This window comes from Mesorhizobium sp. B2-2-4, from assembly GCF_006442375.1.
Classification (GTDB): domain Bacteria; phylum Pseudomonadota; class Alphaproteobacteria; order Rhizobiales; family Rhizobiaceae; genus Mesorhizobium.
The window spans coordinates 150,346-162,189 of the sequence record NZ_VFWB01000011.1 but is presented as its reverse complement, the minus strand read 5'-3'; the positions used below and the strand labels follow the sequence as shown (position 1 = coordinate 162,189).

The following is an 11,844-nucleotide window of genomic DNA, read 5'->3' as shown; positions in this document are numbered from 1 at the left end:
TTTGTTTCAAGCCTAAAATGTTTTGCCCCCGGAGCATTGACGTTGCCGCTGTCGATCGCCATTGCTATCGGCTGAAACGATGCCGTCCGGGGGAGGGTGCCGATGCTCGAACATCGCATTGCCGATTGGGACAATGCCTACGCCAACGGCGCCAACATCGCCGGCAGCGATCGCTGGCCAGCTGCATGGGTCGAACCGGCGCAGGCATTTCGCGATGCGCTTGCGGCAAAGGGCAGGGCTCAGCTCGACATCGCCTATGGCGACAGGCCGCGCAACCGGCTCGATCTCTTCCTTCCCGCCGGGGCACCCAAGGGGCTCGTCGTGTTCATCCATGGCGGCTACTGGCTGGAGTCCGACAAGGATAGCTGGTCGCATCTCGCCAAGGGCTCGGTTGACAGCGGCTTTGCCGTGGCGATGCCGTCCTATACGCTCTGCCCCGCCATACGCATCGCCGGCATCTCCCACGAGATCGGCGCGGCGATCGGCAAGGCGGCGGCGATGGTCGGGGGACCGCTTATGCTGACCGGGCATTCGGCCGGCGGCCATCTCGCCAGCCGCATGGCGACGACATCAACGCCCCTGGCGGCCGGCGTGGCAAGGCGCGTACGCCACGTCGTTTCGATTTCGGGCCTGCATGACCTGCGTCCGCTTATGCGCACCGGCATGAACGCGGCGCTGAAAATCGATGAAGCCGAGGCGCTGACGGAAAGCCCGGCGCTGCTGCGGCCCATGGATGGCGCTCGCGTCACGTGCTGGGCCGGAGGCGGCGAGCGGTCCGAGTTCTTGCGCCAGAACGCCTTGCTGGCCAATATCTGGACAGGGCTTGGTGCCGTCACGAGCGCGGTGGTCGAGCCGGACCGACATCATTACGACATTGTCGAAGGCCTGGCTGATCCGGTCCATCCGCTGACACGAACTTTGCTTGCGGAGTAGAAAAACGGCGAAACTTCACCTCAGCATTATAACGCTGCAGGCATTTCCTACAGCCGCGGCGGACGCAGACGGTTCGCGCACGATCAGTCCGTTGGCGTCGGCCAGTATCCTCAGCATCGAGGAATCCTGGATGCTGAAAGGGGTTGCCACCAGCATGCCGGCCTCTTGCCTGACCACCGCCCGCACATAGTCCTGGCGCAGATCATTGGCCTGCATGGCGGCGCCCAGCCTTGCCTGACGAATATCTTGCCGGAAATCGCGGCCGCCGAGGCGTGCCAGGAGCGGTTTCAGGAACAGTTGCGAGCAGACGAGGCTCGCCACCGGATTGCCGGGCAGGCCGATGCACCTGATGTCGCCGAGGCGGCCGAACATCAGCGGCTTGCCGGGACGCATGGCGATCTTCCAGAAACCGAGCGTCATGCCTTCGCCGGTCAGCACGTCATGGATCAGATCGTGGTCGCCGACCGAGGCGCCGCCAAGCGTGACGACGACATCAGCGCCGGCCGCGACCGCTTTCCTGACCAGCGCCGCGATGGCTTCCTCGCGATCAGCGGCAATGCCGAGATCAAGCGCATGCGCGCCGACCGATTGCGCGGCGGCGGCGACGCCATAGGCGTTTGACGAAATGATCTGGTCGGGGCCGAGTTCGCTGCCGGGCGGCAGCAGCTCGTCGCCGGTGGCGATGATGGCAACCAGCGGCCGCTTTACGACGCCCACCCGGGGATGGTTGGCCGAGGCGACAAGCGACAGTGCTGCCGGATCGAGCACGCGGCCTTTTTCCAGCAGGATGTCGCCCTCGGAGAAATCGAGCCCGAAGCGGCGGATGTTGCGCCCCTCGGCCGTCGGTTCGACCACCTCGATGCTGCCGCCGCCGAGGTCACGAACGTTTTCCTGGATGACGATGGTGTCTGCGCCTTGCGGCAGCGGAGCACCGGTGAAGATGCGCACGGCCTGCGCCTTGCCGACGGCGCCGTCAAAGCCGCGCCCGGCCGCCGCCACGCCCATCACCGAAAGCCGAGACGGCACGGACGCGACATCGACAGCGCGGACCGCGTATCCGTCCATGGCAGAGGCGTTGAAGGGCGGTTGGGTGCGCAACGCCACCACCGGTTCCGCGAGAACGCGATCCACGGCCTCGAGGAGCGAAACGCTTTCGCTCGCAAGCGGCGCAGCACCCTCCAGCAGGCGTTCGAGCGCTGCTGCGACCGGAAGCAGCGCCATCAGGCGACCGCCCCATCTTCGCCAGCGGCTTTGTAGTCGCCCGACTTGCCGCCGGTCTTTTCGACCAACCGGATGCCGGTGATGACCATGGCACGGTCGACCGCCTTGGCCATGTCGTAAATGGTCAGGCAGGCAACCGAAGCCGCGGTGAGCGCTTCCATCTCGACGCCGGTCTTGCCGGTGACGCACGCCAGCGCAACGATCTTCAGTCCGGGCAGGGCAGGATCGGGCTCAATGTCGACGGAGACCTTGGTCAAGAGCAGCGGATGGCAGAGCGGGATCAGCTCATGCGTCTTCTTCGCTGCCATGATGCCGGCTATGCGCGCGGTGCCCAGCACATCGCCTTTCTTGGCATTGCCGGCCAGGATCATCTTCAGCGTCTCGGGCCGCATCGAGACGAAACCCTCGGCGACAGCGGTGCGCGTCGTTTCGTCCTTGCCGCCGACATCGACCATGTTGGCCTGGCCCTGCGGGCCGAGATGGGTGAGGGCGGCCGTCATCGTCAGACGGCCTCGGCCGCTGCCTTGCCGGTGAGCAGCGCGCGCGTTGCCGCGGTCACATCCTGCTGGCGCATCAAACTTTCGCCGACCAGGAAGGTGCCGATGTCGCTCTTCTGCAATCTGAGGCAGTCGTCATGAGAGAAGATGCCGCTTTCGCTGACCAGCAAGTAACCGCCCGGAATCATCGCCCGCAGTCGTTCCGAGGTTTCGAGACGGGTCTCGAATGTCCGCAGATTACGGTTGTTGATGCCGATTAATTGCGACGACAGCTTCAGTGCGCGCTCCGTCTCGGCCTCGTCGTGGACCTCGATCAGCGCATCCATGCCGAGTTCGAATGCCGTCGCTTCAAGCTCGCTCGCCAAATGGTCATCGACGCTGGCCATGATGATCAGGATGGCGTCCGCCCCCCAGGCGCGAGCTTCATGGACCTGATAAGGATCGAACAGAAAATCCTTGCGCAGCGCGGGCAGGGTGACGGCGGCTCTTGCCTTGGTGAGAAATTCCGGCGCGCCTTGGAAAGACGGTGCGTCGGTCAGCACCGAAAGACAGGCGGCGTCGCCTTTTGCATAGGCCCGCGCGAGCGCTGGCGGATCGAAGTCGGCGCGGATCAAGCCCTTGGACGGGCTTGCCTTCTTGATCTCGGCGATCAGAGCGAAGCCGCCGGATCTGCGCTTCGCCTCAAGTGCTGTGAGAAAGCCGCGCGGCGCGTCAGTGTCTTTCGCCCGCGCCTTGATCTCGGCCAGCGGCACGCGCGCCTTGGCCGTCGCGATCTCGTCGCGCTTGTAGGCCTCGATCTTGCGCAGGATGTCCGACATCTGTCTAACCGTTCGAAATCTCGACCAGCCGGTCGAGCACCTGCAGCGCCCGGCCGCTGTCGATGGCTTGCACCGCCGTCGCCATGCCGTCGGCGAGCGTCGTCGCCTTGCCTGCCACCACCAAGCCGCCACCGGCGTTCATCAGCACGGTGTCGCGAAAAGCGCCCCCGGCGCCACCCAGCATAGCGCGCAAAGCCTCGGCGTTGTAGGCAGCGTCGCCGCCGCGCAGTTCTTCCTTGGTGTGACGGGCCAGGCTAACCGCTTCGGGCGTCAAGGTGAAGGTGCGGATCTCGCCGCCGATCAGTTCGGCGACATGCGTTTCGCCCGTGGTGGTGATCTCGTCGTAGCCATCACCATGAACGACCCAGGCATGCTCGGTGCCCAGCGCCTTCAGCGTCTCGGCCACCGGTATGATCCATTCCGGCATGAACACGCCGACCATCTGCCGGCGCACGTCGGCCGGGTTGGAGAGCGGACCGAGCAAGTTGAAGATGGTTCTGGTGCCGAGCTCCACGCGGGTCGGGCCGACATGCTTCATCGCCGGGTGATGTGCCGGCGCGAACATGAATCCGACGCCAGCCTCGTGGATGCAGCGGCCGATGGCCTGCGGCGTGAGATCGATCTTGACGCCGAGCGCGGTCAGGACGTCGGCCGCACCGGTCAGCGAAGACAACCCGCGATTGCCATGCTTGGCGACCGGAACCCCGCTGGCGGCGATGACGAAAGCGGATGCCGTCGAGATGTTGACGGAGTGCGAATTGTCGCCGCCGGTGCCAACGATGTCGATGGCGCCGACAGGTGCGTCGACGCGAAGCATCTTGGCGCGCATGGTGGCGACGGCGCCGGAAATCTCGTCCACCGTCTCGCCGCGCACACGCAACGCCATCAGGAAGCCGCCGATCTGGCCGGGCGTAGCATCGCCCGACATGATGATGTCGAAGGCCTCGCGCGCCTCGTCGAAGGACAGGGCGGTGCCGGTCGCGACCTTGGCGATATGGGTTTTCAGCGCGCTCATCTTGTCGAGGCTTGGGCAACGGCAGCCTGGTCGACGCGGACGCCGTACTGCGTCTGCAACTGCGCCACCAACTGGTCGAGCAGATCGTCCGACATGCCGGAGGTGAAGGACCTGCGCGCGTCCTCGGGCACCGAACTGGCATCGGCCCCGGCGGGTTCGAACACCTCGGCGACCTTGAACAGGATTTGCGCGTCGCTGGTGGGAGAGGGGATCAGGCCGGTGCCGCCTTCGCCGACGCCGAACATCACCGCTGCACCTTCCTTGCCGAAATCGGCGTCGTCGGCTTCGCGCTTCAGGCCACGCTTGGTCTGCTTTTCCAGCTTGAGCTCGCCGGCAATGACGTCGAGCGTTGCGCCGGCCTTGAGCCGCTTTTCCAGCTCCTGCGCCTTGGCGGTCAGCCGCTTGGCCGTCTCGGCCGCGGTCCAGTCGGCAACGACCTTCTGGCGAACTTCGTCCAGCGTGCGGTCGCGGGCCGGCGTGATCGAAGCCACTTCATAGAAAATGAAGCCGTTATCGGCCGTGGTCAGCGCCTCGTTTTCAGTATTCGGTTCGGCATCGAAGGCAGCCTTGATCAGGGCCGGCGATTCCGGCAGATCCTTGACGATGGAGCCATCGGGCCGCAGGCCACTGCGATCGATCGCGTCGACAGTGACGACCTTCAGCTTCAGCTTGGCGGCGGCGTCGGCCAGCGAACTGCCGGCGGCGCGACTGTCCTCGTAATTATCATGCACGTCCAGAAGGATGCGGTTTGCCTCGCCCAGCGCCAGGTCCTTGCGGATCTGGTCCGACACTTCGGCCAGCGGCTTCACGACTTCGGGCTTGATCTCGGTGACGCGCAGCAGCACGGGACCAAAGGCACCCTGCACGACAGGGCTGACCTCATTGACGTTGAGCGCAAAAGCAGCGTCGGCGACCGCCTTGTCGGCGATCTTGTCCTTGGCGAGCGTTCCGAGCAGCGTGTCGGCCGGGGTCTTGCCTTCCGCAGTGACGAGCTTGTCGAAGGTTGCGCCGGACTTCAACGAATCGAGCGCGGCCTTGGCCTCGTCCGGCGTCTTGAACACAAGCTGCTCTATGGTGCGCATCTCGGGAGTGGTGTAGCGCGCCTTGTTCTTGTTGTAGTCGTCGCTGACCTGGGCGTCGGTCACCGAGCTCGTGTCCATGATGTCCTGCGGCTCGAGCCTGACATAGGAAAACTTGCGGTATTCGGGCGCGGCATAGGTCTTCTTGTTGGCCTCGAAATAGGCCTGCAGCGCGCTGTCGCTCGGCGCCTCGATGGGTTCGACCAGCGCCTTCGGCAAGGTCAGATAGTCGACCGTACGATCCTCGCCACGGTACAGGGCCACCGCCTTGAAGAAGGTGTCAGGCGCCTTGAGGCCGTCCGAAACCGCCTCGACGATCTGCTGGCGCACCGCGACCTGGGCACGATTCTTCAAATAATCCTCCGGGCGCATGCCGACCTCACGCAGCCTGTATTCGAAGGCTCTCCGGTCGAACTGTCCGCCGGGGCCCTTGAACGCCGGATCCTCGCGGGTGAGTTCCGCCAGCCGGTCCTTGGACAGGCCAAGGCCGAGCTTGCGAGCCTGTTCGTCGAGGACCGCGCCCGAAACAAGCTGCGCCAACACCTGGTTGTCGACGCCGAGCGCCTTTGCCTGTTCGTGGGTGAGGCGCTGACCGAACTGCTGCGACATGACGGCGAGCTGGCGGTCATAGGCGAGGCGGTATTCGTTGATCGACACCTTGGTGCCGCCGGCCGTGATGACGGAGTCGTGGCCGGCAAGGCCACCCATCAGCCGTCCCGATACGCCCCAGACCGCAAAACTGACCACCAGCAGCGAAAGCAGTAACTTCGCGACCCAGGTGCCCGCCGCGCTTCTCAATATACCAAGCATCGTTACTTCCGATTTATGCGCATTTTCGGATGCGCCGAGTCTGAAACAAGCGCAATAGCGCCCTTCCGGTCCACTGTCGATTGCTTTGTGGCTTGATTTTGGTAGTGAGAACGCCAGCCGAATGTCACCCGGAGAAGCAAACGATGACGCCAGGAATTCGCCCGCTCGTCGCAGGCAACTGGAAAATGAACGGTACCAGCGCCTCGCTCAACGAACTCAGGATGATCGGCAACGGTTTCATGAGCGGGCTCGACGCAGACACCGAGGCGCTGGTCTGCGTTCCCGCGACCTTGCTCGCCCATGCCGCCGAGATTCTGTCGCGTACGCCGGTTCATGCCGGCGGTGAGGATTGCCACGCCAAGGAGAGCGGCGCCTATACCGGGTGCATCTCCGCGGAGATGCTGAAGGATGCGGGCGCGACCCATGTCATCGTCGGCCATTCCGAATGCCGCGAACAGCGCGGCGAGGATGATGCGACAGTTCAGGCCAAGGCCTCCGCAGCCTGGCGCGCCGGGCTTGTGGCCATTGTCTGCATCGGCGAGACGCGGCAGGAGCGCGAAGCGGGCGCGACGCTGGACGTGCTGTCACGCCAAGTTGCCGGTTCGGTGCCGGCAAGCGCTACCGCGTCCAACACGATCGTTGCCTATGAGCCGGTGTGGGCGATCGGCACCGGCCTGACCCCGACCGTCGCCGATGTAGCCGAAGCGCATGCGCATATTCGCGAAAAACTGTCGGAGAAGCTCGGCGCCGCCGCGGGCAAGATGCGCATTCTCTATGGCGGTTCGGTCAAGCCGTCCAATGCAGTGGAACTGCTTGGGGTCAGGAATGTCGACGGCGCGCTGGTTGGCGGGGCCAGCCTGAAAGCGGCCGACTTCCTGGGCATCGCGGAAGCCTATCGCAGCATCTCCTGATGACTTCGCGCGGCGCCGAAGCGGGCGCGGCGCACGGGAAATCGTTGTAAAGGACGCCTTGCTTCCCATATTCCGGCCACGGGCTTGGAAATGCCGTGAAAGCATTGTATTGAGCCGCCTCCAATTCCCCGGTCGTGTCCGCGGCCGGGCAGGGCATTGCCAGGATAAACTATGCAAACCGTACTGATCGTCATCCATCTCATGGTCGTTCTGGCCCTTGTCGGCGTTGTGCTGCTGCAGCGCTCCGAAGGCGGCGGCCTTGGCATTGGTGGCGGATCCGGCTTCATGACGGCGCGCGGCGCCGCCAATGCGCTGACCCGGGCGACGGCGATTCTGGCGGCCGCTTTCTTCGTGACGTCGCTGACCTTGTCGATCATTGCCCGCTACGGCGAGAAGCCGATCGACATTCTCGACCGCGTTCCCGCAACATCGGACGGCGCCGGCAAGGGCGTACTCAACCAATTGCCTGGCACGACCACCCCGACGCCGCCTTCAGGCAACGCGGCGCCGACGCCGCCTTCCGGCAACGGAGCCGCGACAACGCCGCCAGCCAATGCTCCGGCCGCGCCGCCCGCCGCCGGCTCGACGTCGCCGGCGACCAACGGCGCCAGCACCGCGCCCGCGGCCCCGCAGGTGCCGAACCAGTAATCCGGGTTCGTTCAAGGGCTATCTGACAGGGAGCGCCGGCGTGCGAACGCCGGCATTCTGCGTCGTTACAACCGAACTGCGCTCGGTTCCGGTTCTCGCCGCCGGGCTCTCGGCCCGCTCTGATCTCTTACACTCAGCCGATCTGTTGTCGTTTGACCACAGTCGCGGCAAATGCGGCGGCATCACGAAGATTCGACGGGAAGTGCAGCGGCCTCGCGCTTGAGGCGCCCGCGCTTATTCGACTATAGATTGCGCGCGGCATTTTCGGTGTCCTTGGGGGACGCCGGGCGACGCCGTGGGCAACAAATATTGAACGATCGGATCTTCGCCATGCAGCTTCGCAGCTTCATCTTCCTGGGACTTTGCGCCGCACTCGGCATGAGCTCCCCGGCTTTCGCCGGCGTGCCAGCCAATTTGGCCGCCAATCAGTCGGTCGGCAAGACCGATGCCATCAACGTCGCAGCCAAGAGCGATGCGGCGCAGTTGAGGCTTCTCAAGAAGAAGAAAAATCCGACACCGGACGATCTCGCCCAGATCAAAAAGATCGAGGCCAAGATCGTTGCCGACAAGGAAGCCGCCAAGGCCAAGGCGCTGGAAGCCAGGAAGATGGCGATGCGCGAGGCGGCGAAAGCGAAGGCCGAGGCGGAACGGCAGGCGTTCCTGGCCAAGAAAGGCAAGACTGCCCCAGCGACCGAAGTGGCCGCGGCCAAGCCGGCCAAGAAGATCACGAAAATCATCGAGCCGTTGACGCCGATCGAGCCGATTCCTTCGGCCGAACCGGAATCGGCCGAGGTGATGAACGTTGCGCTGACCGGCAATAATGGCGAATTGCGCAGCGAGCTGCCTGGCCAGAAACAGCGCACCGGCGGCGGCCTGTTCGCCGGACTGTTTGGCGGCCAGATGGCATCGTCCTCGATCAACTATCTGCCTGAAACCCGTGCGCTGGATTCGGCGCTCGCCAGGAAAAACGCCAAGAAGCCGTTCAAGGTAAAGCCGGAGTTCGTGCCACAGGACGTGGAATTCACCGGTTACGAGGCCGGCACGATCGTCATCGATACCAGTGCCCGCCGGCTCTATCTGGTGGAATCATCGTCCACCGCCCGCCGCTATGCCATCGCGGTCGGCCGCGAAGGATTGCAGTTCAAGGGCACCGTGGCGGTCGGCGACAAGCAGGAGTGGCCACGCTGGATCCCGACGCTGGACATGCAGAAGCGCGAGCCCAAGCATTATGCCCAGTACAAGGACGGCATGCCCGGCGGCGGCCAGAATCCGCTCGGCGCCCGCGCCATCTACCTCTATGACGGTAAGAAGGACACGCATTTGCGCATCCACGGCACCATCGCGCCGCAGTCGATCGGAACCAGCGCTTCCAATGGCTGTTTCCGCATGATGAACGAGCACGTCATGGACCTCTACAGCCGCGTCAAGGTCGGCACCAAGGTCGTCATCATCTGACGTTTGCAGCAGCTTGCCAAAAGGGGCCGGTTCAGCCGGCCCTTTTGTTTTGCCTCGCTCTCGGTCGCGTTCCAGTGGAACGGGCCAGCCCGTTCGACATGGGCCTATCCGAAAACCGGATCCCATTTTCGGATCACGGTTCGAGCGCCTTCTTGGGAAAAAGCCTTAGCGGCGGTTTTTTCTCTGGCGGAATCAATCCGGCCGCGTTAAGCGATGACTCCCATGGCGCGATATGTATTCATCACAGGCGGCGTGGTTTCCTCACTTGGAAAAGGCATTGCCGCAGCGGCCCTAGGGGCTCTCTTGCAGGCGCGGGGCTATCGCGCACGCATCAAAAAACTCGATCCCTACCTCAATGTCGATCCGGGCACGATGTCGCCGTATCAGCATGGCGAGGTGTTCGTCACCGATGACGGCGCCGAGACCGATCTCGATCTTGGCCATTACGAGCGGTTCACTGGCCGTTCCGCCAACCAGCAGGACAACATCACCACCGGCCGCATCTACAAGAACATCATCGAGCGCGAGCGGCGCGGCGACTACCTCGGCGCCACCGTGCAGGTCATCCCGCACGTCACCGACGAGATCAAGAATTTCGTCCTCGACGGCAATGACGACTATGATTTCGTGCTGTGCGAAATCGGCGGCACCGTGGGCGACATCGAGGCGATGCCTTTCCTGGAGGCGATCCGCCAGCTCGGCAACGACCTGCCGCGCAACAACGCCGTCTATGTGCATCTGACGCTGATGCCCTATATCCCGACCGCGGGCGAATTGAAGACCAAGCCGACCCAGCATTCGGTCAAGGAGCTGCGCGGTATCGGCATCGCGCCCGACATCCTGCTCGTCCGCGCCGACCGGGCCATTCCCAAGGAAGAGCGTAGAAAACTGTCGCTGTTCTGCAATGTCAGGGAGAGCGCGGTCATCCAGGCGCTCGACGTGCCGCACATCTACGACGTGCCGATGGCTTACCACAAGGAAGGGCTCGATTCGGAAGTGCTGGCCGCGTTCGGTATCGACCCTGCGCCGAAGCCGCGCATGGAGCCGTGGCAGGCCGTGTCCAACCGCATCCACAATCCGGAAGGCGAGGTGACCATCGCCATCGTCGGCAAATATACCGGCCTCAAGGACGCCTACAAATCGCTGATCGAGGCGCTGTCGCATGGCGGTCTGGCCAACCACGTCAAGGTCAAGCTCGACTGGATCGAATCGGAAATCTTCGAGAAGGAGGATCCGGCGCCCTGGCTGGAAAAGGTGCATGGCATCCTGGTGCCCGGCGGTTTCGGCGAGCGCGGCTCGGAAGGCAAGATCCTGGCTGCGAAATTCGCGCGTGAGCGCAAGGTGCCGTATTTCGGCATCTGCTTCGGCATGCAGATGGCCTGTATCGAGGCGGCGCGGTCGCTGGCCGGGGTCGATGAGGCCTCCTCGACCGAATTCGGCCCGACCAAGGAGCCGGTCGTCGGCCTGATGACGGAGTGGCTGAAGGGCAACATGCTGGAGAAGCGCCGGGCAACCGGCGATCTCGGCGGCACGATGCGGCTCGGCGCCTATCAGGCCGAGCTCGCCAAGGGTTCCAAGATCGCCGACATCTATGGCGACACGCAGATTTCCGAGCGTCACCGCCACCGCTACGAGGTCAATATCGACTATAAGCAGCGGCTGGAGGATTGCGGCCTGGTGTTTGCCGGCATGTCGCCCGACGGCGTGCTGCCCGAAACGATCGAATACCCCGACCATCCCTGGTTCATCGGCGTGCAATACCACCCCGAGCTGAAGAGCCGGCCGCTCGACCCGCATCCGCTGTTCGCCAGCTTCATCGAGGCGGCGGTCGAACAATCGCGCCTGGTATAGGCGCGCCAGGCGGGGTTCGGCATCCGATGCAGACCTACGTCGCCCTTCTCTACAGCATCGTCCTGGGAGAAGGGCGCCGGGTCGTGATGTCCGACCTGAAGGCGATGGCGGAAGGCCTCGGGCTGAAGAATGTCCGTACGCTCGTGGCGACGGGCAATCTTGTCTTCGAGGCGCCGGCGACGGACGTCGCCGGTCTCGAGCAGCGTCTGGAAGCCGCCTTCAAAAAAGCTTTCGGCCGCCATGTCGATATCATCGTGCGCGGTGCCGAAGATTGGCTGAGGCTCGCGGCCGGCAATCCGTTTCCGGCTGAATCCGCCGAGACCGGTGACCAGGTGGCCGTCCGGATAATGCGCAAGCCCGTGCCCGACGATGCGGCGGCGGCGCTCGAGACCCATGCCGCCGCCGATGAGAAGGTGATGTCACGCGGCGGCGACATCTGGGTCGTCTTTTCGCGGGAACGACCGAGTTCACGGCTGCTCGCGGCCGCCAATCACAAACGCCTGGGCGTCGGCACGTCGCGCAACTGGAACACGGTGCGCCGGTTGGCCGAGATGGTAGGAGTAAGCAGTAGGCAGTAGGCAGCAGGGGGAAGCCGTCTGCTTTCCC

The 11,844-nt window shown here is 64.2% G+C and carries 11 protein-coding genes; 6 read left to right on the top strand and 5 right to left on the bottom strand.

Annotation, left to right across the window (positions count from 1 at the left end; genetic code table 11):
• The first annotated feature begins 102 nt into the window (after positions 1 to 102).
• Complete coding sequence (locus FJ959_RS25730) at positions 103 to 933, top strand: alpha/beta hydrolase (RefSeq protein ID WP_140632812.1); 831 nt, start codon at positions 103 to 105, stop codon at positions 931 to 933.
• Positions 934 to 948: 15 nt separating this feature from the next.
• Here FJ959_RS25730 and glp read toward each other — a convergent pair whose 3' ends face one another.
• From glp to FJ959_RS25705, 5 genes are read right to left on the bottom strand one after another with little or no spacing between them, the layout of a single operon-like run.
• Complete coding sequence (gene glp / locus FJ959_RS25725; RefSeq protein WP_140498662.1) at positions 949 to 2,154, bottom strand: gephyrin-like molybdotransferase Glp; 1,206 nt, start codon at positions 2,152 to 2,154, stop codon at positions 949 to 951.
• Positions 2,154 to 2,654 carry a cyclic pyranopterin monophosphate synthase MoaC gene (moaC, locus tag FJ959_RS25720; RefSeq protein ID WP_140632809.1) on the bottom strand — a complete coding sequence of 167 codons (501 nt, stop codon included), beginning with the start codon at positions 2,652 to 2,654 and terminating at the stop codon, positions 2,154 to 2,156. The genes glp and moaC overlap by 1 nt, the downstream gene beginning before the upstream one ends.
• 2 nt (positions 2,655 to 2,656) lie before the next feature.
• Positions 2,657 to 3,469, bottom strand: coding sequence for an indole-3-glycerol phosphate synthase TrpC (gene trpC / locus FJ959_RS25715; protein WP_140632806.1), 813 nt, complete (start codon positions 3,467 to 3,469; stop codon positions 2,657 to 2,659).
• 4 nt (positions 3,470 to 3,473) lie between these two features.
• Entirely contained in the window at positions 3,474 to 4,484 is a 1,011-nt protein-coding gene (trpD, locus tag FJ959_RS25710; protein ID WP_140632804.1) for an anthranilate phosphoribosyltransferase, read from the bottom strand.
• A complete protein-coding gene (locus tag FJ959_RS25705; protein ID WP_140632801.1) occupies positions 4,481 to 6,373 on the bottom strand; it encodes a SurA N-terminal domain-containing protein in 1,893 nt (630 codons plus the stop codon). The genes trpD and FJ959_RS25705 overlap by 4 nt, the downstream gene beginning before the upstream one ends.
• A gap of 143 nt (positions 6,374 to 6,516) precedes the next feature.
• Between FJ959_RS25705 and tpiA the strand changes: the two genes are divergently transcribed.
• From tpiA to FJ959_RS25680, 5 genes are all read left to right on the top strand, one after another.
• Positions 6,517 to 7,284 carry a triose-phosphate isomerase gene (gene tpiA, locus FJ959_RS25700; RefSeq protein WP_140498652.1) on the top strand — a complete coding sequence of 256 codons (768 nt, stop codon included), beginning with the start codon at positions 6,517 to 6,519 and terminating at the stop codon, positions 7,282 to 7,284.
• A 171-nt stretch (positions 7,285 to 7,455) separates the two neighbouring features.
• Positions 7,456 to 7,932, top strand: coding sequence for a preprotein translocase subunit SecG (secG, locus tag FJ959_RS25695; protein ID WP_140525224.1), 477 nt, complete (start codon positions 7,456 to 7,458; stop codon positions 7,930 to 7,932).
• A 330-nt stretch (positions 7,933 to 8,262) separates the two neighbouring features.
• Positions 8,263 to 9,387, top strand: coding sequence for a L,D-transpeptidase (locus tag FJ959_RS25690; protein ID WP_140498649.1), 1,125 nt, complete (start codon positions 8,263 to 8,265; stop codon positions 9,385 to 9,387).
• A 213-nt stretch (positions 9,388 to 9,600) separates the two neighbouring features.
• Positions 9,601 to 11,238: a CTP synthase gene (locus tag FJ959_RS25685; RefSeq protein WP_140632799.1), complete on the top strand. Its 1,638-nt coding sequence runs from the start codon at positions 9,601 to 9,603 to the stop codon at positions 11,236 to 11,238.
• Between the two features lie 26 nt (positions 11,239 to 11,264).
• Positions 11,265 to 11,816 (top strand): DUF1697 domain-containing protein, encoded by a 552-nt coding sequence (locus tag FJ959_RS25680; protein WP_140632796.1) that lies wholly within the window; start codon positions 11,265 to 11,267, stop codon positions 11,814 to 11,816.
• The last annotated feature ends 28 nt before the right edge of the window (positions 11,817 to 11,844 follow it).

Bases quoted from the DNA above. Each gene is read 5' to 3' on its own strand.
- FJ959_RS25730 (WP_140632812.1), top strand. From the start codon at position 103: ATGCTCGAACATCGCATTGCCGATTGGGACAATGCCTACGCCAACGGC.
- glp (WP_140498662.1), bottom strand. From the start codon at position 2,154: ATGGCGCTGCTTCCGGTCGCAGCAGCGCTCGAACGCCTGCTGGAGGGT.
- moaC (WP_140632809.1), bottom strand. From the start codon at position 2,654: ATGACGGCCGCCCTCACCCATCTCGGCCCGCAGGGCCAGGCCAACATG.
- trpC (WP_140632806.1), bottom strand. From the start codon at position 3,469: ATGTCGGACATCCTGCGCAAGATCGAGGCCTACAAGCGCGACGAGATC.
- trpD (WP_140632804.1), bottom strand. From the start codon at position 4,484: ATGAGCGCGCTGAAAACCCATATCGCCAAGGTCGCGACCGGCACCGCC.
- FJ959_RS25705 (WP_140632801.1), bottom strand. From the start codon at position 6,373: ATGCTTGGTATATTGAGAAGCGCGGCGGGCACCTGGGTCGCGAAGTTA.
- tpiA (WP_140498652.1), top strand. From the start codon at position 6,517: ATGACGCCAGGAATTCGCCCGCTCGTCGCAGGCAACTGGAAAATGAAC.
- secG (WP_140525224.1), top strand. From the start codon at position 7,456: ATGCAAACCGTACTGATCGTCATCCATCTCATGGTCGTTCTGGCCCTT.
- FJ959_RS25690 (WP_140498649.1), top strand. From the start codon at position 8,263: ATGCAGCTTCGCAGCTTCATCTTCCTGGGACTTTGCGCCGCACTCGGC.
- FJ959_RS25685 (WP_140632799.1), top strand. From the start codon at position 9,601: ATGACTCCCATGGCGCGATATGTATTCATCACAGGCGGCGTGGTTTCC.
- FJ959_RS25680 (WP_140632796.1), top strand. From the start codon at position 11,265: ATGCAGACCTACGTCGCCCTTCTCTACAGCATCGTCCTGGGAGAAGGG.